At 60.2% G+C, this 25576-nt stretch carries 20 protein-coding genes; 7 read left to right on the forward strand and 13 right to left on the reverse strand.

Annotated features, from left to right (window positions below; all coding sequences use genetic code 11):
• Positions 1–68 precede the first annotated feature (68 nt).
• The gene (gene lexA, locus BM225_RS03810) at positions 69–770 is read left to right on the forward strand and encodes a transcriptional repressor LexA (RefSeq protein ID WP_072707045.1); all 702 of its coding nucleotides are present in this window, start codon (positions 69–71) and stop codon (positions 768–770) included.
• Here the strand turns inward: lexA and BM225_RS03815 are convergent.
• Positions 764–2809 (reverse strand): ComEC/Rec2 family competence protein, encoded by a 2046-nt coding sequence (locus BM225_RS03815; protein WP_072707046.1) that lies wholly within the window; start codon positions 2807–2809, stop codon positions 764–766. The genes lexA and BM225_RS03815 overlap by 7 nt on opposite strands.
• 78 nt (positions 2810–2887) lie before the next feature.
• Between BM225_RS03815 and gltX the strand changes: the two genes are divergently transcribed.
• Positions 2888–4291 (forward strand): glutamate--tRNA ligase, encoded by a 1404-nt coding sequence (gene gltX, locus BM225_RS03820; protein WP_072707047.1) that lies wholly within the window; start codon positions 2888–2890, stop codon positions 4289–4291.
• A gap of 146 nt (positions 4292–4437) precedes the next feature.
• Positions 4438–5733 carry a citrate synthase gene (gene gltA, locus BM225_RS03825; RefSeq protein ID WP_072707048.1) on the forward strand — a complete coding sequence of 432 codons (1296 nt, stop codon included), beginning with the start codon at positions 4438–4440 and terminating at the stop codon, positions 5731–5733.
• A 75-nt stretch (positions 5734–5808) separates the two neighbouring features.
• Here the strand turns inward: gltA and BM225_RS22275 are convergent, their stop codons facing one another.
• The 12 genes from BM225_RS22275 to BM225_RS03885 form a co-directional block, all read right to left on the reverse strand.
• Complete coding sequence (locus tag BM225_RS22275) at positions 5809–7563, reverse strand: calcium-binding protein (protein WP_072707049.1); 1755 nt, start codon at positions 7561–7563, stop codon at positions 5809–5811.
• A 354-nt stretch (positions 7564–7917) separates the two neighbouring features.
• Positions 7918–9390 carry a calcium-binding protein gene (locus tag BM225_RS21550; protein ID WP_072707050.1) on the reverse strand — a complete coding sequence of 491 codons (1473 nt, stop codon included), beginning with the start codon at positions 9388–9390 and terminating at the stop codon, positions 7918–7920.
• A gap of 258 nt (positions 9391–9648) precedes the next feature.
• A complete protein-coding gene (locus BM225_RS03840) occupies positions 9649–10425 on the reverse strand; it encodes an enoyl-CoA hydratase-related protein (protein WP_072707051.1) in 777 nt (258 codons plus the stop codon).
• Positions 10426–10495: 70 nt separating this feature from the next.
• Positions 10496–10954, reverse strand: a complete 459-nt coding sequence (locus tag BM225_RS03845; protein WP_072707052.1) for a cytochrome c-type biogenesis protein — start codon at positions 10952–10954, stop codon at positions 10496–10498.
• Entirely contained in the window at positions 10951–12918 is a 1968-nt protein-coding gene (locus BM225_RS03850; protein WP_072707053.1) for a heme lyase CcmF/NrfE family subunit, read from the reverse strand. The genes BM225_RS03845 and BM225_RS03850 overlap by 4 nt, the downstream gene beginning before the upstream one ends.
• Before the next feature lie 58 nt (positions 12919–12976).
• Positions 12977–13504, reverse strand: a complete 528-nt coding sequence (locus tag BM225_RS03855) for a holin family protein (RefSeq protein ID WP_072707054.1) — start codon at positions 13502–13504, stop codon at positions 12977–12979.
• Positions 13495–14106: a holin-associated N-acetylmuramidase gene (locus BM225_RS03860; RefSeq protein ID WP_072707055.1), complete on the reverse strand. Its 612-nt coding sequence runs from the start codon at positions 14104–14106 to the stop codon at positions 13495–13497. Before BM225_RS03860 ends, BM225_RS03855 begins: the two co-directional genes overlap by 10 nt.
• A 47-nt stretch (positions 14107–14153) precedes the next feature.
• On the reverse strand, positions 14154–14612 hold the full coding sequence (gene ccmE, locus BM225_RS03865) for a cytochrome c maturation protein CcmE (protein ID WP_072707056.1): 459 nt from the start codon (positions 14610–14612) through the stop codon (positions 14154–14156).
• 79 nt (positions 14613–14691) lie between these two features.
• Positions 14692–15720: an N-acetyl-gamma-glutamyl-phosphate reductase gene (argC, locus tag BM225_RS03870; protein ID WP_072707057.1), complete on the reverse strand. Its 1029-nt coding sequence runs from the start codon at positions 15718–15720 to the stop codon at positions 14692–14694.
• Between the two features lie 27 nt (positions 15721–15747).
• Positions 15748–16560 carry a glutamate racemase gene (gene murI / locus BM225_RS03875; RefSeq protein ID WP_072707058.1) on the reverse strand — a complete coding sequence of 271 codons (813 nt, stop codon included), beginning with the start codon at positions 16558–16560 and terminating at the stop codon, positions 15748–15750.
• 5 nt (positions 16561–16565) lie between these two features.
• Complete coding sequence (locus BM225_RS03880; protein WP_072707059.1) at positions 16566–17444, reverse strand: lysophospholipid acyltransferase family protein; 879 nt, start codon at positions 17442–17444, stop codon at positions 16566–16568.
• Between the two features lie 76 nt (positions 17445–17520).
• A complete protein-coding gene (locus BM225_RS03885; protein WP_072707060.1) occupies positions 17521–20946 on the reverse strand; it encodes an indolepyruvate ferredoxin oxidoreductase family protein in 3426 nt (1141 codons plus the stop codon).
• A 171-nt stretch (positions 20947–21117) separates the two neighbouring features.
• Here BM225_RS03885 and BM225_RS03890 point away from each other — a divergent pair, with 171 nt between their 5' ends.
• From BM225_RS03890 to grxD, 4 genes are all read left to right on the forward strand, one after another.
• Positions 21118–22023, forward strand: a complete 906-nt coding sequence (locus BM225_RS03890; protein WP_072707061.1) for a LysR family transcriptional regulator — start codon at positions 21118–21120, stop codon at positions 22021–22023.
• A gap of 301 nt (positions 22024–22324) precedes the next feature.
• Entirely contained in the window at positions 22325–24484 is a 2160-nt protein-coding gene (gene purL, locus BM225_RS03895; RefSeq protein WP_072707062.1) for a phosphoribosylformylglycinamidine synthase subunit PurL, read from the forward strand.
• Between the two features lie 105 nt (positions 24485–24589).
• A complete protein-coding gene (locus BM225_RS03900; protein ID WP_072707063.1) occupies positions 24590–24832 on the forward strand; it encodes a BolA family protein in 243 nt (80 codons plus the stop codon).
• Positions 24833–25157: 325 nt separating this feature from the next.
• Positions 25158–25520 carry a Grx4 family monothiol glutaredoxin gene (gene grxD, locus BM225_RS03910; protein ID WP_072707065.1) on the forward strand — a complete coding sequence of 121 codons (363 nt, stop codon included), beginning with the start codon at positions 25158–25160 and terminating at the stop codon, positions 25518–25520.
• The last annotated feature ends 56 nt before the right edge of the window (positions 25521–25576 follow it).

Raw genomic sequence — 25576 nt, forward strand, 5'->3', positions numbered from 1 at the left:
TCCCGTTGACACAAAACGGGAACATCGGTAGAACAAACCCGAGATATGCGAACATCACGGGGCGGAACATGCTGACGAAGAAGCAGAAGGATTTGCTGGAATTCATCCACCAGCGGGTGCAGCGCGATGGCGTGCCGCCCTCTTTTGACGAGATGAAAGAGGCGCTGGATCTGCGGTCGAAGTCGGGCATCCACCGGTTGATTACAGCGCTTGAGGAACGTGGTTTCATCCGCCGCATGGCGCACCGTGCGCGGGCAATTGAAATTGTGAAACTGCCCGATGCGATGGGCGGCTTTGTCCCGCAGGTGATTGAGGGCGATAAACCCGCCGCGCCTGCGCCCGCCCCGGCCCCCGCGCTGAAGGGGATTCCGGTCGAACGTGGCGATGTGGCAGAGCTGCCCTTGATGGGCCGGATCGCTGCAGGTGTCCCGATCGAGGCGATTGGCGACGGGGATACCAGTGTCGCTGTGCCGGGCATGATGCTGCGTGGGCGCGGCAATCACTACGCACTAGAGGTCCGCGGGGACTCGATGATCGAAGCGGGCATCAACGATGGCGATCTGGTGATCATCCTAGAGACCGAAGATGCGAAGAACGGCGATATCGTCGTTGCGCAGGTCGAGGGCTATGAAGCGACGCTGAAGACCTATCGCAAGAGCGGATCTTCGATCGCGCTGGAAGCTGCGAACCCAGCCTATGAGACCCGCGTCTTCCGTGAGGGTCAGGTCGAGGTGCAGGGCCGCTTGGTTGGTTTGATCCGCAGCTACTGATCCGTATCGCGGGCCCGTGTGTTCCAAAGGCGCTGGCCCGTGTGCTCTTTGGCAGATGTGATGGCCAACTGGTCGCCGCCGATGTGGAACGCGAGCGCGCCGGATTTGCGCAGGTCTCTCGGTGTGGTGATCCGGCAATCGCCTGTGCCGAGCGTTTTGTCTAAGTCCTGATCAGAGATCACCCAAGTTTTGCCCGAGCATCCATCAAAGGCGCGGGCTTCGCGTTTGCCTTTGATATGCTGAATGGTCCATGCGCCCGCGTGCCAGACTTGGCCGCTTTGGGCATCGCGCCATCCGGCGCGCGCGGCGGCTTCGGATTGCGGTGCGGGATCGCCGTCGTTTTCGAGCCAGACAGAGGCGACGAACCCTGCGCCTTTTGGATGGCTCGGGACGCGGCCTGTGTCCGAGAGGACGGCGACGAGTTTGCCATCGTCTGACACCAGACCCTGCGGGCGAGGCGTTTGGCTCCACAGTAGGCAAGCAGCACCGATGGCGATAATGCCAGCGAGTCGGCCGATCCCCTGCCAAATGGACAGAAAAAGCGCGCCGCCTGTCAGGAACAGAAAGGCAGCGGTGTTTGGCGTGTGCACGGGTGTGACCGCGCTCGGCCACGCGGAAACCGTTTCGGCCACGCCAACGATCCAGTCGATGCCGAAGCCCATGACAACCAAAGCGGGTTTTTCCAGCCCGAACGGCATCAGCACGGCCCCTGCGATCCCTGCGGGCATGACCACGGTCCCCATCAGGGGCGTTGCGAGCAGATTGGCGATCAGCCCGTAATCGGACAGCCGATTGAAATGCGCCGCTGCAAACGGGGCGGTTGCCGCGCCCGCCATGGCAGAGGACAGGACGGTGACGACGATGGCTTGGAGCCAGCGGCGCTTGATCCGCGCGAGATGGGGGCTGAGCAGATCGAACCCGGCGATCAGACCGGTCGTTGCGGCGAAAGACATCTGAAATCCCGGCCCCGTCAGGGCGTGGGGCTGCAGGACTAAAAGCACCAGCGCGGCGGTGGCGACGGAGCGCAGACTAAACACCCTTCGGTCCGCCATAACAGCGCAGAGACCGACCGCTGCCATAACGAAGGCCCGCTGCGTCGCGACGCTGGCCCCCGAGAGCCCGAGATAGGCGGCGGCACAGGTCAGGGCGACGGCGGCGGCAATCTTCTTGGTCGGGTGATAGAGGGCGATGCGCGGGACCAGTGACAGAGTGCGCCGCGTGACCGCGTAAACGAGCCCCGCGAGCAGCCCCATGTGGAGCCCAGAGATCGCGAGAAGATGGGCAAGATTGCTGTCGCGCAGGGCGCGCACCGTATCCGGCGGGACCCCAGAGCGGTCTCCGGCCAAGAGGGCGGCGGCGATGTCCCCGCTCTGACCAGGCAATGCCGTGCGAATGCGAGTCACAAAAGTCTGACGCAGCCGCATCAGAGTGAGGGTTTCTGGCGCAGGATCACGTAGCAGAACCGGCGTCCGCGAATAGCCCACAGCGCCAAGCCGCTGATACCACGCATGGCGGCGAAAATCGAAACCGCCCGGCTCTGCCGGACCCGAGGGCGGCGACAGGTGGGCGGTCAGGATCACCGTATCGCCGTTCTTGGGCGGGGGGCTGATGTCATCATATAGGGCAACGCGCACACGGTTGGGCGCACGGCGGCGATCGAGACGCACTTGGTCCAAGGTCAGGCGCAGGGCGCCAGAGGCGGCACGGTCTTGGAGGATGACGCGCCCCTCGACAGGGCCATAGTACCGCGACGTCAGGACAGGCTCGGCGTGGCGCAACGCCTCTGCCGCGGCAAGGACATATCCGCCGAGCCCCAGTCCGATGCCGACCACCACGGGGCCGATATAAACGCCAAGCCACCGGCCGCCGATCACCATGGGCAGGGCTATCAGGCCCATAGCCCACAGGAGCCAGAGCGCCGGCTCGCGCAGAGCGGCGAAATACAGACCCACCCCAAGGCCAAGGCAAATGGGCGCCCACAGGAACAAGGCCCACTCTTGTTTCAGCCATTCTTTGCGGATTGCTGCAGGTGCACGCACTCTTGCCACCCAAATATGGGGTCGATAGACACGTCCCGAACGCTGCACGAACTTTCCTAAGCAAAGGTAAATCCTGTCATGACCTCCGCCGTCGTCACCCGTTTTGCACCCTCGCCCACCGGCTACCTGCATATCGGCGGGGCCCGCACCGCCCTGTTCAACTGGCTCTATGCCCGTGGCCGCGGGGGCAAATTCCTGCTACGGATCGAGGATACAGACCGCGAACGCTCGACCCCCGAGGCGACCGCCGCAATCCTGAAGGGACTGGACTGGCTGGGTCTGGACCACGATGGTGAGCCGATCAGCCAGCACGCGCGCGCCGACCGTCACCGCGAAGTGGCGCTGGAGCTGCTGGACGCTGGCAAGGCGTACAAATGCTTTAGCACGCAAGAGGAAATTCAGGCGTTCCGCGACGCGGCCAAGGAAGAGGGCCGCAGCACCCTATTCCAGAGCCCGTGGCGCGATGCTGATCCCAGCACCTATCCCGACGCGCCCTATGTGGTCCGCCTGAAGACCGCGACCGAAGGTACGACCGTCATCGAGGACGAAGTGCAGGGCACGGTGAAAATCCGCAACGACCAGCTGGACGACATGATCCTGCTGCGCTCGGATGGCAGCCCCGTTTACATGTTGGCCGTGGTCGTGGACGACTACGACATGGGCGTGACCCACGTGATCCGCGGCGACGACCACCTGAACAACGCGGCGCGCCAGATGGGCATTTATACCGCGATGGGCTGGCCCCTGCCCGTCTACGCGCACATCCCGCTGATCCACGGTCCCGACGGCAAGAAGCTGTCGAAGCGCCACGGCGCGTTGGGCGTCGAGGAATATCAGGCGATGGGCTACCCCGCCGCGGGCATGCGCAACTATCTGGCGCGTCTGGGCTGGAGCCACGGGGACGACGAATTCTTCTCGGATGAACAGGCCAAAGAGTGGTTTGATCTCAAGGGGATCGGCAAATCACCCGCGCGTCTCGACTTCAAAAAGCTGGAGAATCTGTGCGGCCAACACATTGCTGCAACAGACGATGCTGCACTGCTCGCAGAAATTGAGGCATTTTTCAGCGCGACCAATCAGCCCGCTTTGACACCCGAGAAAAAAGAACTGTTTAAAAATGCGCTTTTCTGCCTGAAAGATCGCGCAAAGACTTTCCCGGAACTCATTGATAAAGCTGCATTTGTTTTCGCGGACCGTCCCATCGTGCCCGACGAAAAAGCTGCAAAGAACCTCGACACGGTATCCCGTGGTATACTGTCAGAATTGACGCCGCACCTGCAAAATGCTAGCTGGACGCGTGAGGCGTTGGAGGAGGTGCTGAACCAATTTGCCGAAGCTCGCGAGCTGAAGTTTGGCAAAATGGCAGGTCCGCTGCGGGCAGCCCTTGCGGGTCGTTCGGTCTCTCCTAGCGTATTCGACATGATGATTGTTCTCGGGCGCGAGGAAACTCTTGCCCGCTTTAACGACGCAGCGAACGGCTAAGCCGGAGAAGCTGACCATGAAAACCCTTTCCGGCCTCCACTGGCCGGAAAAAGGGACTAGATAATATAGCGTACCCTGGCCGGACCACCGGCCGACGGGAGGTAGCCCCGGGACCCGTGTTCGAGGGCCTTTCAAGAGGAATGACGATGGCTGATACTACAAAGACCGCGAAGCTGACGATTGGTGAGAACACCTACGATCTGCCGATCCACTCGCCGAGTGTGGGACCTGACGTGCTCGATATCCGCAAGCTGTACGCTCAGGCAGGTGTCTTTACCTACGATCCGGGCTTCACCTCGACCGCTGCCTGCGACAGCACCATCACCTATATCGACGGCGACAAGGGTGAATTGCTGCACCGCGGCTATCCCATCGACCAGCTGGCCGGCAAATCCCACTACCTCGAGGTCTGCTTCCTGCTGCTCTACGGCTACCTGCCCACCGCAGCCGAGCTGGAGAAGTTCGAGACCACCATCACCCGTCACACCATGATCCACGAGCAGATGCACAACTTCTTCCGTGGCTTCCGTCGTGACGCGCACCCGATGGCAACCATGGTGGGTGTGGTTGGCGCCATGTCGGCGTTCTACCATGACTCGACCGACATCGCGGACCCCCGCCAGCGCGAGATCGCATCGCACCGCCTGATCGCCAAGATGCCCACCATCGCGGCAATGGCGTACAAGTACTCGATCGGTCAGCCTTTCGTGTATCCGCGCAACGATCTGGATTACGCGTCGAACTTCCTGCACATGTGCTTTGCCGTGCCCGCAGAAGAGTACCACGTTGACCCGATCCTCGCCCGCGCGATGGACCGTATCTTCACCCTGCACGCGGACCACGAGCAGAACGCGTCGACCTCGACCGTACGTCTGGCGTCGTCTTCGGGTGCGAACCCGTTTGCGTGTATCGCGGCTGGCATCGCCTGCCTCTGGGGCCCCGCACACGGCGGCGCAAACCAGGCATGTCTGGAAATGCTCAAGGAAATCGGCACCCCCGATCGCATCCCCGAGTTCATCGCCCGCGCCAAGGACAAGAACGATCCGTTCCGCCTGATGGGCTTTGGCCACCGCGTCTACAAGAACTTCGACCCCCGCGCGACCGTGATGAAGCAGTCGGCTGACGAAGTTCTGGAGCTGCTGGGTGTCGAGAACAACCCGATCCTCGCGACCGCCAAGGAACTGGAGCAGGCCGCTCTGGCAGACCCCTACTTCGCAGAGAAGAAGCTGTTCCCGAACGTCGACTTCTACTCGGGCATCATCCTCGAGGCGATGGGCTTCCCGACCTCGATGTTCACCCCGATCTTCGCGATGTCGCGGACCGTGGGCTGGATTTCGCAGTGGAAAGAGCAGCTGTCGGACCCGCAGATGAAAATCGGCCGTCCCCGTCAGCTGTACCTCGGCGAAACCTCGCGCGAGTACATCGACATCGAAGAGCGCTAATCGCGCACTTACTCCCAGCCAAAAAGAAAGCCGCCCGTTTCGGGGCGGCTTTTTTCGTTTCGGCATTGGGTGGGGTTAGCCGGAAAACGGCACCAGACCGATCGCGCTCGCGAGATTGAAGTTGCTGGGAAGCGGCTGGTTGATCTGCGCAAAGGCAACGCCATCAAGATAGATCATGGTCCCCTGCTCGTCTGCGTCCAGTTCGGTGGTGATCACGGGCGCAGTGTCGCCCTCGTATTTGATCATCAAATAGTCCTCGGACGGGTCAAATGCGCGGATTGCGATTACGTCGTCGCTGTCCGCCGTCTCGACGAGGATCAGGGCATCCGCGCCATCGCGGCCATCGATCGTATCACCGCCGCCAGCAATCAAAACGTCGTTGCCTTCACCGCCTTTAATGAGGTCAAAGCCCTCGGTCGAAATGGTGTCGTTATCCATCGGGACATCGATGATGGTTTCGTCCTCGCCAACATCGAAGCGCACATAGCGCAGATCTGCACTCGTGCCGTTCAGCAGATCTGCGCCGGTGTCACCAAAGATCGTGTCGTCACCCGTGCCGCCGACCACTTCGTCGTTGCCGGAATTACCGTCCAGATAGTCACTCCCTTCACCGCCAGAGATAAAGTCGTTTCCGGCATTACCAAGAAGCAAGTCATCACCGTCTTCGCCGTAGAGCGTGTCATCCCCTTGGCCCGCGTGGAAGGAATCATACTCACTTCGGCCCATGAAGAGGTCATCGTATACGGAGCCGAAGCGTTCATAATCAGGTTCGTGTGTTCCCACACCATTCTCAGGCGCGAACAGGCCAGTTACGACGACATCGTCAAGGGTAAAACTTTCATCCGCCCCATCAAGGCGCATCACCACCTTGCCGTCATCGAGAAGTTCGGCGTAGCCATCCTCGTAGTTGATCGAGAGATCAATGCGGGCATTCGAGGTAACCGTATAATCGATGACATCCACACCGGGATTGAAGTCTGTGATCACCGCCGGTTCATCCCCGTCCACGAGGAACTCACGAATAACGCTGAAGGTGTCCAAGCCTCTGCCACCTGTCGCAGTATCGTCAGACCCGATGAACAGGGTGTCATTTCCGCCGTCGCCGTGAACCTCGTCCGCGCCGCTGGTGTCTGCATCACCAACCCAACTCATGAAGGTGCGAATATCGATGTCTTCGCCGCTGGCCAGCGCCTCGAAAGCGGCAGCCTGATCACCGGACCCTGCCGCGATGATCATGTCGTTCCCTTGTCCGCCGGACAGGCTGTTGTTGCCGTCGAGATCAATCAGGGTGTCAGTGCCATCGCCGCCCTCTAGGGTATCCGCACGATTACCGCCAAGAAGCGTGTCACTCTGCGAGCCGCCATAGAGGGAATCGCGGCCATCGCCGCCGTAGATCAGGTCTTCGCTGCGGTTACCCGACAGTTCATCTCCACCCGCGCCGCCATCAATGGTGTCACGCCAGTTCCCACCAAAAATCCAATCGTTACCCCGGCCGCCAGACAGACTGTCGGCTCCGCCATAGCCTTCGATGGAGTCGTCCCCTTTGCCGCCGCTGATGGTATCTGCTTTGTTCGACCCGTAGAGAATGTCATCGCCCTTGGAGCCATTCTCGACCCGCTCGGTACTGTCAGAGCCGGAGTCGTCGCTGTCCGAGGTATCATTGCTGGAGGAGTCATCGCTCGAGGTATCGTCGTCACTCGATGTGTCATCCCCTTCGTGTTCCAGACGCTCATCGTGATCGTGATCGGAGTCATCGTCAGAGGAGTCGTCGATCACAACCGAATAGACCCCGTAACTTGCGAGGAGGGAGAATAGAATTAGACCAATCATTTTCGCACCAATTGTGCGCCTTAACCCGGCGCTTTCACATAAATCGGCAAGTGTTTACCACCCGCCGGACCCGTGAGTAGAATTTGGCAAAAATGTGGCATTGACAAGTATGGATTTACTTTCCCTTAACAGATCAAAAGCCCGAACGTGCAAAAATCCCCATTAACCCACTGCTACCCATAGTAAAATCCATGTTAACCAAAACGGCTGCAATTACGTTGCCTCCCAGAGATTAATAACAAGTTTGGATAGCCCCATAGAGAGAGTTCAAGCGGCTTGCAGCGGCACCCATTAACCCTTTTGCAAGAATGAAAGCCGCCCGTTTCGGGGCGGCTTTCATTCACTGCGACTGTATTAGACGTAGCCTGAATTGTAGTGATACACGTGCGGGATTCCGAAGTTTGCGGGCAGAGCTGTCTTGATCAAGAATGTTCCTTTGCCGTCTAGTGCCACCACAGTGTGCCCATCCCCGTTGACCGATGTCGTTATTTCAGGCTCCTCGTCGCCCGAATACTTGACCATCAGCACATCCTCGTAGGGGTTGTAGTCTTCGAGCACAGCAAGCTCGTCGCTGCCATCGTGGTCAATCACAACAATGAGATCAGTGCCTGCACCAGCGATCGCGGTATCTCCTGCACCGACCAGCAGCACGTCATCTCCGTAGCCGCCGTTGAGAAGGTCCGCACCATCGGTCTGCACCGGATCATACAATACGATCTCACCGTATGTCTCTTCGCCATAATCAGTGAACCAAGCCCTAATATTGTCGGAATCGATCCCATTCAGAGTGTCGTCGCCAGTGCCGCCATTCAGAGTATCGGAGCCAGCGCCGCCCATCAGCCAGTCATCATCGGCAGCGCCATTCAGCGTATCCCTGCCATCGCCACCATACAGGGTGTCGTTACCACCCTCGCCTGAAGCCTTGTCATTGCCGTCTTGAAGGTAGAAGGCATCATCCCCCGCACCACCGGTAAGGTTGTCATTTCCCGCGCTGGCTTTCACCGCCACGGAAGAAAGAGTGATATCATCCAGTGTGAGGCCCTCGGTATCACCGCCAATTACCATCACCAGCTTTCCACCGTCATAGAGGTTCACGCCAGTGTCCGTATGCTCGATGCTCAGGTCGGGTTCGCCAGTGGAGGCGGAGTACATATACTCGATCTGATCGGCATCCTCGTAGTCTGTGATGGTGGCCGGTGCGTCACCGGACAACAAGTGGTGCCGAGCCACAGCAAAAGTGTCACCGCCGCTACCGCCCGTGGCGGTATCACCAGCACCAAATGCCAAGACGTCCCAACTGCTACCGCCATCCAGAACGTCTGCGCCGCTCGTGTCCTCTTGGGCCAGGGCCAGAGCAAGGGCCTCGGATTTTAACGGCTGCAAGCTGGGCTTCAGCTCTGTAAGGCCGCTCTTCAAGTCGGCATACAGGGTCGAGAGGCTGCCACTGGCGTCGTCTGAAAAATCACCTGCTGCGATCAAGACATCCTGTCCAACTCCGCCGCTCAGGGTGTTGTTGCCATCGACATCGATCAGCCAGTCGTGCCCCGCGTACCCTGCCAGAGAGTCATCGCCATCCCCGCCAAGGAGCGTGTCGTTATCCCCTGCCCCGACGATAGAGTCAGCACCGATCCCGCCAAATAACAGATCGTCAGAGTCGCCACCATCGAGCGTATCGTCGCCACCGCCGGCGTTCATCACATCGTCATCGTCGCTGCCGACCAGACGTTCGTCGCGATCCTGATCGGAGCTGTCGTCAGAAGAGCTGTCAGAGGAGTCGTCAACCACAACCGAATAGACCCCATAGCTCGCTAGGAGAGAGAACAGCATTAAACCAATCATTTTCGCACCAATACTGCGCCTTAACTGACGCATTCACTTTTAAAAGACAGGTGTTAATCACCTGACTGACCCGTAAGTCAGAATTTGTCATAAATGCTCGATTTGCAAGTATGATTCACTTTACGTCGAAAATGCAAAGATCCGCACAACAAGCATGATGCGCGGACCTTTTGAAATAAAATCGGAAATTCAGGTTAACCATGGCCGCCGAGAACAATGTCCGGCCAATGATTATTAACGAGGGATTTAGCGTCCCTCGTAAGACGCCGGGCGTTTTTCTAGGAAAGCCATCACGCCCTCTTTGAAATCGCGGGTCCCACCGCAGGTGCCCTGAAGCTGCGCCTCGAGGAGGAGTTGCTGTTCCAGATTGTTGTCCCAGCTGCCGCGGAGCGAGGCTTTGATGTGCTGGTAGGCCACGGACGGACCGCTGGCCAATTTCGCGGCGCGGGCGCGCCAGTGCGCATTGAATTCGGCGTCTGGGACGGCCTCCCAGATCATGCCCCATTCGTCGGCTTGGCGGGCGGTGATGGGTTCCGCGAACAGGGCTGCGCCCATGGCTTTGGCCGCGCCCATCTGGCGAGGCAGCCAATATGTGCCACCGGCGTCTGGCATCAAACCGATGCGGGCAAACGCCTGTAGGAAGACGGCGCTTTCGGTGGCGATTACCACGTCGGCGGCCAGCGCAAGGTTGGCCCCTGCCCCTGCTGCCGTGCCGTTCACAGCGCAGATGGTCGGCACGGGGCAGTCATAAATCGCTTGCAGCATGGGGACATATTCGTCGCGCAACACACGCTCCAGATCCAGAGCGTTCAGGGTGCCTGCGTCGGACAAATCCTGACCGGAACAAAAGGCCCGCCCTTCGCCTGTCATGACAAGCGCCCGCGCGTTTTTGCCCGCGTCCTTGACCGCTTCGAGGATCTCGGCGCGCATCTGCGAGGACAGAGCGTTCATCACGTCCGGACGGTTCAGGGTCAGGACTGCGATGTCGTCCGCAATCTCGTAGCGAATTGTCTGGAATTGCATGAAAGGCCTCCTCTGCTCTCTGGCCCGCATCAAAGCGGAAAGCCCGAGAGCAGAAAAGAAAAACCCAGCGTCAGTCCTTGAGGATTTCGCTGAGACGCGCTTCTTCGTCCGCGCTCAGGCGATCCTCGGTCGCGGGTTTGGCAGTGGCACGCCCCCGCAGGTAGAAGAACGCGAGGATCAGGGCGATGACCGCCATGATCGGGCCTGCAAGCCACAGGAAGATATTGGAGCCGCGCGTGGTCGGATTCAGCAGGACGTATTCGCCGTAGCGGTCCACCACGTAGTCCACCACCTCTTCGTTGGTGTCCCCTTCGAGCAGACGCTCACGGACCAAGAGGCGCAGATCGCGCGCCAGTTCGGCGTTCGATTCGTCGATGCTTTCATTGCGGCAGACCAGACAGCGCAGACCGGCCGAAATGTCCCGCGCCCGCTGTTCCATCGCGGGATCGGGCAGGATTTCGTCGGGCTGAACAGCATAGGCCAAGGGTGCCGAGAGGATCAGCGCCAATACGAGGATCAGGCGTTTCATTCTGCGGGCACTCCTTGGGCAGGTGCCTTGCGCGCGCCAGCGGCGACGCGGTATCGGCGGTCCGTCAGGCTAAGCACACCGCCCACAGCCATGATAATCGAGCCGAGCCAAATCCAGTTCGCAAGCGGCTTGATATAGGTGCGCACGGCCCACCCGCCATCGGACTGCGGATCGCCGATCACGACATAGACGTCGCGCAGCAAACCGCCGTCGATTGCGGCCTCGGTCGTGGGCATCTTGGCCACGGGATAGACCCGCTTTTCCGGATAGAGGGTCGCGATCTCGCTGCCATCCTGCGACAGGGTCACGTCGCCCATGGTGGACAGGTAGTTCGGCCCTTTGACCTCTTGGACGTCGTTCAGGACCAGCGTGTAGGCGCCCACGTCAAAGGGCTCGCCCAATTGGACTGTGCGGATGTCCTCTTGCTCCCACGCCATAAGACCAGAGACACCGATGAAGGTAATACCAAGGCCGGCATGAGCGACCGCTTTGCCCCAGTCGGCGCGCGGCATACGGCGCAGGCGGCCAAAGCGGTTGGCTCCGCGTCCCGTCCGGCTCCATAGATCCATGGCAGCACCAGCAACCATCCAAGTCCCCAGCAGCAGGCCAATGGGGCCCAGCGCAGTTTTGCCGGTTTGCAGCGCATAGGCCAGCGCGGCAACAGCAACGGCCAGTACCAGTGCGGGCACCAGATGACGTCCCACACGGCCCAGATTGCCACGCTTCCATGGGAGCATAGACCCCAGCGGCAGGATCAGCCCCAAGACCACCATGAAGGGCGTGAAGGCCATGTTAAAGAACGGCGCACCGACCGACAGTTTGCGGTCAAAGAACATCTCGGCCACCAGCGGCCAGATGGTGCCGATGAACACCACGAACGCCGCCACAGCGAGCAGGATGTTGTTGGCGACCAGCGCGCTCTCGCGGCTGACCATGCCAAAGACACCCTTCGCCTCCATCACATTGGCGCGGGCCGCGAACAGGGTCAGCGCCCCGCCCATAAAGAACGCCAGAATGAACAGAATGAACACACCGCGCTCTGGGTCATTGGCGAAGGCATGGACCGAGGTCAGAACGCCCGAGCGAACGATAAACGTGCCGATCAACGAGAATCCGAAGGCAAGGATCGCCAGCAGGATGGTCCAGCTTTTCAGAGCTTCGCGCTTTTCCACCACGATAGCCGAATGCAGGAGCGCCGCACCGATGAGCCATGGCATAAAGCTGGCGTTTTCCACGGGATCCCAGAACCAGAAACCGCCCCAACCCAGCTCGTAGTAAGCCCACCAAGAGCCAAGCGCGATACCAATGGTCAGGAACACCCACGCGGCCAGCGTCCACGGACGGACCCAGCGGGCCCATGCGGCGTCCACGCGTCCTTCGATCAGGGCAGCGACGGCAAAGCTGAAAGCCATGCTCAGGCCCACATAGCCCAGATACAGGAACGGCGGGTGGAAGGCCAAACCGGGGTCCTGCAGCAGCGGGTTCAAGTCCTGCCCGTCAAAGGGCGGCACCGCGAGACGCAGGAACGGGTTCGAGGTAAAGATAATAAAGGCGAAGAACGCCACAGAGATCGCGGACTGCACGGCCAGAACGCGGGCCTTGAGTGTCGGCGGAAGCTGCCCGCCAAACCAAGCGGCACACGCGCCGAACAGGGTCAAGATCAGCACCCAGAGCAGCATCGACCCTTCGTGGTTGCCCCACACTCCGCTGATTTTGTAGAGCATCGGCTTGGCCGAATGGCTGTTCAGCACCACGAGCCGCAGGCTGAAATCCGACACGAGAAAGGCATGGGTCAAAGCGGCAAAAGACGCAGCCGTCAGCAGGAATTGCGCGACGGCTGCGGGTTCGGCCACGGCCATCCAGCCGTGCCAGCGTTTATGGGCGCCAATCAGCGGAACGATTGCCTGAACGATGGCAACCAGAAAGGCGAGGATAAGGGCGAAGTGTCCGAGCTCTGTAATCATGCGCGGATATTAGGCGTTTGGCGGTGCGGGGCCAATCACAATTAGCCCCGACTTAGGTTCACTTTGTCGCGGCCCCGTGATCGGCCAAGCTACGCCATTCCGCCAGCGCCGGATTGTCCGGTTTGGCAGTGTTCTCGATTGCTTGGATTTGCTGGACGACCTGCGGCACGCGGGCGGCTGTCGTCATCATATCCCGCTGGAACGACTGGGTTTTTGCTTGGTGCCGCGCACCAAAGTAAAAGCTGACCACGACGCCCATTAGCCACCACAAGGGTTCAGGGATCAGCGCCAGCCCCTGCATCCGCGCCGCGAACCAGACGGGATCATGCATCGCCATGCCAAAAAGCCCCAGCACCGACAGGGCCAGCATCGGGCGCGGCAGACGGTTCAGCCCATCGACAAACCCGTCAAACCAGCTCTGGCGCGGGCGGGCGTATTCAGCGGCCAGTTGTTCAAGCGCGGCAGACTGCATCTGCACCGCCCGCTGCCCCGAGGCCTCTGCGTTCTCGCGCCAGACATGGGCGGTGTCGGCGATCACGTTGCGGCCTCCGAACAGAAGGTCCATCGCGTTCCACATCATCCCCATGAGGCCACCCGCGCGGCGTGGTCCGCGTCCGTCAGGTGATAGCGGGGCGAGATGAATTCTTCGGCCCGGGCGATCCAGCCGCCTTTGCCCCCGTCACGGCGGCGCGCGTATTTGCGGCTGGCGGGGCGCTGGTCTGCGAGACTGTAATAGTAGTTGCGGCGTGCGATTCCGTAGGCGTCGCGCAAATGGCTGGCCGACACGGCCGCTGCCGCATAGCAGGCCGCAACCGTGATCGGGCCGATCACGCCATCGTCCGTCAGCCCGTGGCCCATCTGGGTCAGCAGACGTTGAAGCACCTTGATCGCATTGGCCCCTGCGTTGACATACATGTCAAACACGGTGTCGTGCAGCACCTCCGGCAACTGGTCGATGCGCGGTTTCAGGTAGTAGTGATCAAGAAAGATTTGCACCGCCTGATCGCGGCTCAATGCTTTCACGTCGCGGGCATCGACACGGCCATCGCCTGTCAAGTCCAGCCCCAGACGCTGCATCGTCCCGATGGTCACGCCGTGATTGGTCGCGCCGCCTGGATCGTCGGGATCATCCACATAGCCGCCCTCGCGCGCGACGATGTCCCAAGCCATTTTCGTAATCTTTTCCATTCGAACCCCCGAATGCTGTTTCGAGGGCCGAGGATTATGAACAGCCGTTAACTGCTGGTGTCTTCACCGTCCGGATCACGATAAACGCCCTGCTCTTTCAAGGCATCCGTGACCTCTTTGGGCATGTAGCTTTCGTCATGCTTGGCGAGTATTTCAGAAGCCTCGAACACACCGTTGATGTAACGGCCCGTGCCCACCATGCCTTGGTTCTCGCCGAACAGATCGGGCAGAACGCCGGTATAGACCACTGGAACTGTCGCGCCGCCATCGGTCACGGCAAAGCTGATTGTCTCGCCCTCGCCGCGCTTCAGGCTACCCTCTTCGACCAAACCGCCAATGCGGAAGGTTTCATTGGGCGCAGGCGGCTCTGCCACGATCTGGCTGGGGGCGCGGAAGAAGTTGATGCCGTCGCGCATCGCATAGCCGATCAAGCCTGTGGACACGACGAGTGCCACGACCGCAACTGCGATCACCTGAATGCGGCGTGTCTTTTTCAGCGACTTCATTCGAACCTCCTCCGAATATTCGTGTTCCGCAATATATGCGGATGCGCCGCAAGGTCCAAGCCCCTGCGGCGCGATGTCCTTAGGGGAAGCAAGGGGCCAGCATCAGGCCGGTTGTTTCCTCGATCCCGAGCATCAGGTTCGCGTTCTGCAGTGCCTGCCCGCTGGAGCCTTTGGTCAGGTTGTCCAGCGCGGCGACCACAATGGCGCGGCCTTCGATCCGGTCGGCCACCACGCCGATATGGCAGAAGTTCGAGCCGCGGATATGGCGGGTCGAGGGCAGTTCCTTGAAGGGCAGAACTTCGATAAAGGGCTCGTCTTTATAGGCCGCTGCCAGCGTCTCGTGGATTTTGGCCGCATCACCGTGGACATAGCTGGTCGCCAGAATACCACGGTTGGCGGGGACTAGGTGGGGGGTGAACTGGATCTTCACTGGACGGCCCGCGATGGCCGAGAATTCCTGATCGAACTCGCCAAGGTGACGGTGGGTGCCGCCAGCGGAATAGGCGTGATAGCCCTCGGACAGTTCGGCGTGGAGCAGGTTTTCTTTGAGCGAACGGCCTGCGCCCGACACTGCGCATTTCAGGTCCAGAATGATGTTGTCCAGATCAATGACGCCAGCAGCGATCAGCGGGCGCAGCACGTACTGGCCGGTGGCCGCGTTACAGCCGGTGCCAGCCACCAGACGGGCATTCTTGATGTCGTCGCGGTAGAATTCGGTCAGGCCGTACACAGCCTCTTTCTGCATCTCGACCGCAGCGTGGGGGTTGCCGTACCACTGCTCGTAAGCCTCGGGATCGCGCAGACGGAAGTCCGCGGACAGATCCACGATTTTTAGTGTCTTGGGCAGCTGGCTGATGACCTCTTGGCTGGTCTTGTGCGGCAGAGCGCAGAAGCACAGGTCGATCTGGTCAAAGTCGATTTGGTCCATGGTAACCAGCGGCGGCAGGTTCAGATGGCGCAGGTGCGGGAAGACCTGTGCGATGGTTTGACCAGCCTTGGAGTTCGCGCCAAGGGCCGCGATTTCGATCTCAGGGTGGGTGGCGATCAAGCGGATCAGCTCTGCCCCGGTGTAACCCGAGGCGCCAATGATGGCGACTTTGTAGGACATGGGTTTATCCCTTTTATCAAACGGTTATCAGGCGGCGCGGAACTTGATTTCGCGTCGCAGGAATTGGGTGGCGCGGGCCGAAACTTTGGCCGGATTGCCCGAGGTTAGGAACATGCTCTGTGTTCCCTTGCCCAGCATTTCAGGCCGGCGCTCCAGATAGTCGGCAAGGCTTTCGGCCACGAGGTTGGCTTGGCTGTACACTTCAACATCCGCGCCCAGAGCGTCCTGAAAGGTCGTCTCCATCAGCGGATAATGGGTACAGCCTAGAATGGCGGCTTCGGGTTTCGGCATCTTGCGTTTCAGTGCATCGACGTGGCTGCGCACCAAAGCCTCGGCAAGGATCATGTCGCCCTCTTCGATCGCGTCAACGACACCGCCGCAGGCTTGGGCTTCGACATCCACACCGATCGCGCGGAAGGCCAGCTCACGCTGGAATGCACGGCTGGATACGGTCGCGGGCGTCGCGAACAAAGCCACGTGCTGCACTTTGACCTGGCGCGGCGGGCTGTTATCGCCCCACTGGCGTTCTGTCAGCGCCTCGATCAGCGGAACAAAGACGCCAAGGCAGCGTTTGTCGGTGGGCAGAAAGCTTTCCTGCATCCGGCGCAGGGCGGCCGCGCTCGCGGTGTTGCAGGCGATGATGACCAGATCGACGCCTTCTTCCCACATGCGGGTGACGGCCTTGGTCGTCAGATCGTAAATGTCGTCTGCATCCCGCACGCCATACGGCGCGTGTGCGTTATCCCCGAAATAGACCAGCGGTACGTCGGGCAAACGGCGGCTGACGGCATCCAGCACGGTCAGTCCTCCCAGACCCGAGTCGAAAATCCCTACTGCCATCTGCCCTAGCCTTTGTGTTTTTCTTCAAACTCGAAGCCATAATCATACGATGCGTATGGCTTTGGCGAGAGGGCATAGGTGCTTTTTCGCAGGAAATCCATCATCTCTCGCGTGTCCTTCGACCTCTTGGCAATCTCGGCTGGGTCGATGGGCTGGCCAATGACGACGCGCACAGGGGTTCCGACGCGGGCGCGGAACTCCTTGATCAACAGGCCCATGCGCAGGGTGTAGTGCAGATGACTGGCCAGTTGGAACATACGGCTGTTGTGGCCGTCAAAGTAGATCGGGACCACGGTGGCATTCGATTTTGCCACCATTTTTGCGGTAAAACTGCGCCAACCGGGATCCATGGGCCGCGAGAACGGCTTGGCCGAGGTCGATACCGTGCCCCCCGGAAACACGCCAATCGCGCCCCCCTCGTTCAGGTAATTTAGGGCGGTTTTGCGGGTCTCTAGGTTCAGCTTCACTGCCTCTTTCGTCTCGTCAAAGGCGATGGGTAGGATCACGCGGTTCAAGTCTTCGGCCTTGCGAAACACCTGATGAGCCAGAATGCGGAAATCCCCACGGGTTTTCGACAGGATATGTCCCATCATCAGCCCATCGAGGATGCCGTAAGGGTGGTTCGCGATCAGGATCAGCGGGCCGTTTTTCGGGATATTGTCCAGCGATCCGCCCATCACGTCCAGCGACAGGCGGTAGCGCTCGACCATCACCTCCCAGAAGTCGCGACCTTGGGCAACTTCCTGTTCGTATCCCAAAGCCTTGCGGATCAGGCCGAGGCGGCCGGTCACATTCTCCATCACGCGAATCAAGGCCGCTCCGCCCCGCGATGTTGCGGAATGGGCATAGCTGATTTCGCGAGCGACCTCTTTGCCCCTCGTCATGGTGTTCCTCCCGACAGATGTCGTTTCTGAACACAAATGCGCGCGGTCTGTCATCCACTTTCCGCGCGCATTTCTTTCATTCTGCGGCTTGGGACAGCTCTGGTCCACCACTGCGGAACGCGGCCAGCAAGTCTTCGCGTTTCGCGCGTGCCTTGGCGGCGTTCTCTTCCTTGACCGGCCCGAAACCGCGGATGTCGAGCGGCAGTTTCGCCAGTGCAATCGCAATGTCTCGGGTGGCAGGCGTGACCTGCGCCAACACCTCGTCCATGTCGCGCTCGTATTCGCGGATCAAGGCCCGCTCCATCTTGCGCTCTGCCGTGCGGCCAAAAGGATCAAACGGCGTGCCACGCAGCGGACGTAGCTTCACCAAAAGCCGCAACCAGCGGTCCATGCCCGCACTGAATTCGCGCTTCTTCGGACGGCCATTCGCCCCCTCTTTGGCAAGGATTGGGGGTGCGAGGTGATAGCTCATCTCGAAGTCGCCATCGAACTCCTCTTCGGCCAGTTTGCGGGTTTGCAGCAGCAGGCGGGCGACCTCGTACTCATCCTTGTAGGCCAAGAGCTTGTGGTAGCCTTCGGCGACACCAAGCTTCAGTTCGGGGTCGTTAATCCCGTCGAGCCGCTTGGTATAGCGGCGCGCCAGACGCGCACCGCCGTAGGTGTGCAGATGGTCGGTCCGGTATGCGATCTTGTCCTCAGGCGACTTGCGCAGGTTCACCTCGACTGGCGCGCTCAGGGCATACGCCTCTTCGGGATAGAGCGCCGCCCAGCGCCCGATTTCAAAGGCTCGCAGGTTGTTGTCGACCGCGGCACCGTTCAGGCGGACCGCTTCGACAATCGCGTCTTGCGCAATCGGGATCAGGCCGCGCTGCCACGCCGCCCCCAGCAGGATCATGTTCGAATAGATACTATCCCCGAGCGTATTCTTGGCCAAGGTGCTGGCATCGAACATCTGAACGCGCTCTTTCAGACGCGCCTCTAGCGCCAATGACAGACGGTCGGACGGCAGTTTGAACGATGGATCGCGGGTAAAGTCGCCAGTGACCGTGTCGTGACTGTTCACCACCGCTCCGGTTCGGTCCGCGCTAGTGAGGCCGAGCGTTTTCGCCCCCGCACTGACCACCAGATCCCCGCCGATCAAGGCATCACATTCGCCCGTTGCCACGCGGATCGCGCTGATGTCGTCGGGCTGATTGGCCAGTCGGCAATGGATGTGCACCGCGCCGCCCTTTTGAGCGAGGCCAGCCATTTCCATCATCCCCGCGCCAAGGCCCGCGATCTGCGCGGCCTGCGCCAGCACAGCGCCGATGGTCACAACGCCCGTGCCGCCAACGCCCGTGACAACCACGTTCCACGTCCCGTTGATCGCCGGTAACTTGGGCAAAGGCATATCCGGCAGGTCCAGCGCCGTGGTTGCCTGCTTGCGCAGCTTGGCCCCTTTGAGCGTGACAAAGGACGGGCAGAACCCATCAAGGCAGCTGAAATCCTTGTTACAGGCGGACTGGTCGATGGCGCGCTTGCGACCCAGTTCGGTTTCGACCGGAGTGATCGCCACACAGTTCGACTGCACCCCGCAATCGCCGCAGCCCTCGCAGATATCGGTATTGATGAACACGCGCTGGTCCGGATCAGGGAACGACCCACGCTTGCGGCGGCGGCGTTTCTCGGCGGCGCAGGTTTGGATGTAGATGATGGCCGAGACGCCCTCAACCTGCGCGCACTCTTCCTGAACTGCGGGCATGTCGCTGCGTTCGTACAGCTTCAGACCCTTGGGAAAGGCGTCCAGATCGACCTCTTCTTTGGGGTCATAGACCACCGCGATGTGTCCGACCCCCATGGCCTGCAATTCGCGGGCAATGCGCTGAGGGGACAAGCCCCCTTCGTTCGGCTGACCGCCGGTCATCGCCACCGCGTCATTATAAAGGATCTTGTAGGTGATGTTCGTACCCGCCGCCAAAGCGGCGCGGATCGCCTGAACGCCCGAGTGGTTATACGTCCCGTCCCCGAGGTTCTGGAAGACATGCTTGCGGTTGCTGAACGGTGCCTCGCCGATCCAGTTCGCCCCTTCGGCCCCCATATGGGTAAAGCCGGTGGTGTTCCGGTCCATCCACTGCACCATGTAGTGACAGCCGATCCCCGCATAGGCGCGGTGGCCCTCGGGCACTTTGGTGGATGTGTTGTGCGGACAGCCCGCGCAGTAATAGGGCAAACGCGCAGCGATATCTTCGGCGTTGTCGGCGCGGCGGGCGTTGGCGAGCGTTTCGAGCCCCGCGCGGACCCCATCCGTGCCGCGCCCCTCTTCGATCAGGATGCCCCCGATCTTTTCCGCGATCATCACAGGGTCCAGCGCCATTCGGGTCGGGAACAACTCCTCTCCGTGGTCGGCCCCTGCCCCGCCCCCTTTGTGCCAGCCATAAACACGGCGACCACGGCGGTCGTCAAAGATGCTTTCCTTGACCTGCACTTCGATCAGCTTGCGCTTTTCCTCGACCACGATGATCAGGTCGAGCCCTTCGGCCCAGTCGTGGAAACCGTGCATATCCAGCGGCCATGTCTGTCCGACCTTGTAGGTGGTCAGGCCAAGACGTTCAGCCTCTGCCGCGTCGATGTTCAGCAGGTTGAACGCATGCACCAGATCGAGCCAGTTTTTACCCGCAGCGACAAAGCCGATCTTGGCCCCTGCCTTGCCCCAGACCCGCTTGTCCATGTTGTTGGCGCGGGAAAATGCCTCGGCAGCGAAGCGTTTGTGGTCGATCATTCGCGCCTCTTGGGCGTGGGGCGTGTCGCCCAGACGGATGTTCAACCCACCCTCAGGCATCGCAAAGTCAGTCGGCTGGACCAGCTGAACGCGGTGCGGATCGCCATCGACCACGCCAGTCGCCTCGACCGTGTCCTTCATCGTTTTCAGGCCAACCCAGACACCGGCATAACGGGACAGCGCAAAGCCATAGAGGCCGTAGTCCAGAATTTCCTGAACACCCGCTGGGTTCACCACAGGCATATAGGCATCCACCATGGCCCAGTCGGACTGGTGCAACACGGTGCTGGATTCGCCCGTGTGGTCATCCCCCATCGCCATCAGAACACCGCCATGACGAGACGAGCCCGCCATATTCGCGTGGCGCATGACATCGCCAGAGCGGTCCACGCCGGGCCCCTTGCCGTACCAAAGCCCGAAGACGCCGTCGTATTTCCCCTCGCCGCGCAGTTCGGCCTGTTGGCTACCCCAGAGCGCGGTGGCGGCCAAATCTTCGTTCAAACCGGGCTGAAATGTAACGTCATGTTCACTTAGAACCCGGCCTGCACGGGTCATCTGCATGTCGACCGCGCCCAAGGGCGAGCCGCGATATCCCGTCACCAGACCTGCTGTGTTCAGCCTAGCCACACGGTCGCGTTCACGTTGTGCCAACATAAGTCGCACCAGTGCCTGCGTTCCGTTCAATAGAATCGGGGATTTCGTCAGATCAAAACGATCTTCCAAAGTAACAGTGTGCTTGCTCATCTCGCGCCTCCCCTCGCTCAATGTGCGTGCTATAGTATAGCACAAGGTTAGGTCACAAATGCTGACCCACAAAGGCGAAAGTTCGGGTTTTTGCACAATTCCTCGTGTATAATCCGTTCAAATGAATGACATTTCGTCTAAGGTACGAAGAGCGGGCAGAAAGTTACAAAGATGGACTGGGACAAATTACGGATATTTCACGCGGTCGCGGATGCAGGCAGCCTCACACACGCCGGTGATGTGCTGCATCTGTCTCAATCTGCGGTCAGCAGGCAAATTCGGGCCCTCGAAGAGAGCCTGAACACCACGCTGTTCCACCGTCACGCACGGGGACTGATTCTCACCGAACAGGGCGAATTGCTGTTTGACGCGACCTCGGCAATGTCGCGACGCCTTGATGCGGCGTCTGCGCGGATCAAGGACAGCGAAGAAGAAGTGTTCGGCGAATTGCGCGTCACCACGACCACGGGCTTTGGCTCCATGTGGCTCGCGCCGCGTCTGACGAAGCTCTATGAACAGTATCCGAATCTCAAGATTGACCTGATGCTCGAAGAGCGCGTGCTGGACCTGCCCATGCGCGAAGCTGACGTTGCCATCCGCATGAAAGAGCCAAGCCAAGCCGATCTGGTTCGCAAGCGCCTGTTTAACGTCCGCATGCGGATGTACGCTTCGCAGAACTACATCAAAATGCACGGCGCGCCCGAAAAACTAGAGGAATTGGCCAACCACCGCCTGATCTGCCAGAGCCCAAGCACCCCCCAGGTCGGGGCCGGTGCGCAGTTGGTGGCGTCCATCCTTGCCAACGATATTTCATCGACTTTGACCGTAAACAGCTATTTTGGCGTCCTTCAGGGGGCCATTCACGATCTCGGGATCGGGGTTCTGCCTCAATATTTGGCAGTTGACTTCCCAGACCTTGTCAGAGTGCTGCCAGAAATTGAAAGCGCCGAAGTTCCGGTCTACCTTGCTTATCCAGAGGAGCTGCGACAGTCCCAGCGGATCGCCGCGTTCCGAGAGTTTGTGCAGTCCGAGATCGCCGAATCCCGGCGGGCTTATCCGGACGAACCGCCGCTGTAAGATGCGACGTCTGCCTAGCTATGCCTTATATGCATAGCAGGAATGTCGCTCCTGCGGCAATTCGAGTCTTGATCGAGTCACTAGTGATCCCTATTTCGACCGTCGAAGCTGGTCGCGCACTTTGGCGCTTCCGCTTCATACCTCCCTGTTGGACTTCGGCCGAGCTTAGTGCTCGGCCTTTTTTTTTGCGGCGCCGCCAGAGGCCCGCAAACCGTCAGGCGCGATTTCGACCCCTACCCCCTTTCCCATTCGCAGACTCTGTCATAAAAGCGCGGCAATCCGTCTTAAGGGGACTTATTCCATGCAAGAGCCGGCGATCACGCCCGACCTCATCGAGGCCCACGGTATCAAGCCCGATGAATATGCCGAAATCCTTCGCATCCTGAACCGCGAGCCCACCTTTACCGAGCTGGGGATTTTCTCGGCGATGTGGAACGAGCACTGCTCGTACAAAAGCTCCAAGAAATGGCTGCGCACCCTGCCCACCGAGGGCCCTCAGGTCATCTGCGGCCCCGGCGAGAACGCAGGCGTTGTCGACATCGGCGATGGTCAGGCGGTCATCTTCAAGATGGAAAGCCACAACCACCCCTCGTACATCGAACCCTATCAGGGCGCGGCGACCGGCGTGGGCGGCATTCTGCGTGACGTCTTTACCATGGGCGCCCGTCCTATCGCGGCGATGAACTCTCTGTCCTTTGGCGAACCCGATCACCCCAAGACCAAGCGTCTGGTGCACGGCGTTGTCGAAGGCATCGGCGGCTATGGCAACTGCTTTGGCGTTCCCACCGTGGGCGGCGAGATGCGGTTCCACAGCGCATATAATGGCAACTGTCTGGTCAACGCCTTTGCGGCGGGCCTCGCAGATGCGGACAAGATTTTCTACTCGGCGGCGTCCGGCGTGGGCATGCCCGTGGTTTACCTTGGTGCAAAGACTGGCCGTGATGGCGTCGGTGGCGCGACCATGGCGTCGGCAGAATTCGACGAGACCATCGAAGAGAAGCGTCCCACCGTTCAAGTCGGCGATCCTTTCACTGAAAAGCGCCTGATGGAAGCCACGCTGGAACTGATGCAGACCGGCGCTGTGATTTCGATTCAGGACATGGGCGCTGCGGGTCTGACCTGCTCGGCTGTGGAAATGGGCGACAAGGGCGAATTGGGCGTGCGCCTGAACCTTAACGCGGTACCCTGCCGAGAAGAGAACATGACCGCCTATGAAATGATGCTGTCGGAATCGCAGGAACGCATGCTGATGGTTCTGCGTCCCGAAAAGGAAGCCGAAGCCAAGGCTGTCTTCGACAAGTGGGACCTCGACTTCGCGATCGTGGGCGAGACCATCCCCGAAGACAAGTTCATCATCGAGCACAACGGCAAGGTCATGGCCGACCTGCCCCTGCGCGCACTGTCGGGCAACGCGCCCGAATACGACCGTCCCCACGTGCCCACCCCCGTCGCAGAAGAGCTGGCGCCGGTGCCCGAGGTTGACGCAATCGACGCGCTCAAAGCGATCATTGGCAGCATGAACTACTGTTCGCGCCAGTGGGTGTATCAGCAGTATGACACGCAGGTCATGGGCGACACCCTCCGCACCCCCGGTGCTGGCGCAGGTCTGGTCCGTGTGCACGGCACCAACAAAGTGCTGGCGTTCAGCAGCGACGTGACCCCGCGCTACGTCAAAGCGAACCCCGTTCAGGGTGGCCGTCAGGCTGTCGCAGAGACGTACCGCAACCTAACCGCAGTCGGCGCGAAGCCTCTGGCGACCACCGACAACCTGAACTTCGGCAACCCCGAAAAGCCTGAGATCATGGGTCAGTTCGTCGGCGCTATTCAGGGTATCGGCGAAGCATGTCTGGCGCTGGACACCCCGATCGTGTCGGGCAACGTCTCGCTCTATAACGAAACTGATGGCGAGCCGATCCTGCCCACCCCGACCATCTGTGCGGTTGGCCTGATTGACCACGTGGACGAGATCATCGGCGGCGATGTACGCGAAGGCCACGTAGCCCTGCTGGTTGGCGACACTGTTGGTCATCTGGGCCAGTCCGCCCTTCTGGCCGAAGTCTTCAACCGCGAAGACGGCGATGCGCCCCACGTGGATCTGGACGCAGAGCGCAAGAACGGTGAGTTCATTCGTGACAACCGTCAGTTCATCCGCGCCTGTACCGACCTGTCGGACGGCGGTCTGGCTGTTGCAGCGTTCGAAATGGCCGAAGCGCACGGGGTTGGCATCCAACTGGATGCAGCAGACACCGCGACCCTCTTTGGCGAGGATCAGGCGCGCTATATGGTCGCCTGCAACTTCGACTATGCCGAAGCGCTGATGTCAGCGGCCGCTCAGGCGGGTGTGACCATCCAGTCGGTCGGTAAATTCTCGGGCGACACCGTGACCATCGGTGGCGCCTCCGCACCGCTGTCCGAGCTGTCGGACCTGTACCGCGGTGCATTGGCCGAACGTCTCGGCTAACCGTAAACACACATCCTAAATCGGTGTAATCGCACAGTGTGCCCCTTGCAGAGGGGGCACACGACGCCTACCCTTGTAACGCTACAAGACGGAGGCCACTTGCACATGCCAATGCGTGCAGACGAAATCGAAAACCTGCTGCGTGAAACGTTCCCCGAGGCACGGATTCAGATCACCGACACCGCTGGTGACGGCAACCACTTTGCCGCCGAGGTCGTGGATGAAAGCTTCCGCGGCAAGAACCGCGTGCAGCAGCAGCGCGCGGTCTACGCGGCCCTCAAAGGGAAGATGGACGGCTCGCAGGGCGAATTACACGCTCTGGCGCTGACCACACGGGCCCCTGAATGAATGACGCCGTCTTCTGGGGACTGATTGCATTGGCTTTGGGCCTTTTCATCGCTGGAAAGGTTCTGGCCCCGCGCAAACACATTCCACTATCCAGAAGACAGCCGAAATCCAGACCGCAAGACAAGCCCGAGTTGGGTTTGGAAGCAGTCGATCACGAGGCCTTGGCGCGGTCACACAGGCAGAACGCCTCGCTTGAACGCGGGGTCAGCTGGTTGGGCGGCAATTACAGTCAGGCCGACATTCATATCCCGCCAGAGGCGGATGATGCAGACTACGCCCGGCGGTACCATCGGGCTCACAATCGCAGAACCTCAAGGAGGGTCAAATGAGCGAAGCACAAACCCAAATCAAAGAAACCGTCACCAACAATGACGTGGTTCTTTTCATGAAGGGCACCAAAGACATGCCCCAGTGCGGCTTTTCTAGCCGTGTCGCAGGTGTTCTGAACTTTATCGGTGTCGACTACACCGACGTAAACGTCCTGGCCGACGAAGGCATTCGTCAAGGCATCAAGGACTACTCGGATTGGCCGACCATCCCCCAGCTGTATGTCAAAGGCGAGTTCGTAGGCGGCTGCGACATCATCACCGAGATGACCCTGTCGGGCGAGCTGGACACTCTGTTCGAAGAGAACGGCATCACCTACGACAAGACCTCGGCCGAAAAGATCCGCGAAGCCAACGCCTAATCGCATCCGGCATCGTAATGCAAAAAGACCCGCCTCGTTTGGCGGGTCTTTTCTGT

The organism is Donghicola eburneus (genome assembly GCF_900115865.1).
Taxonomy (GTDB): domain Bacteria; phylum Pseudomonadota; class Alphaproteobacteria; order Rhodobacterales; family Rhodobacteraceae; genus Donghicola; species Donghicola eburneus.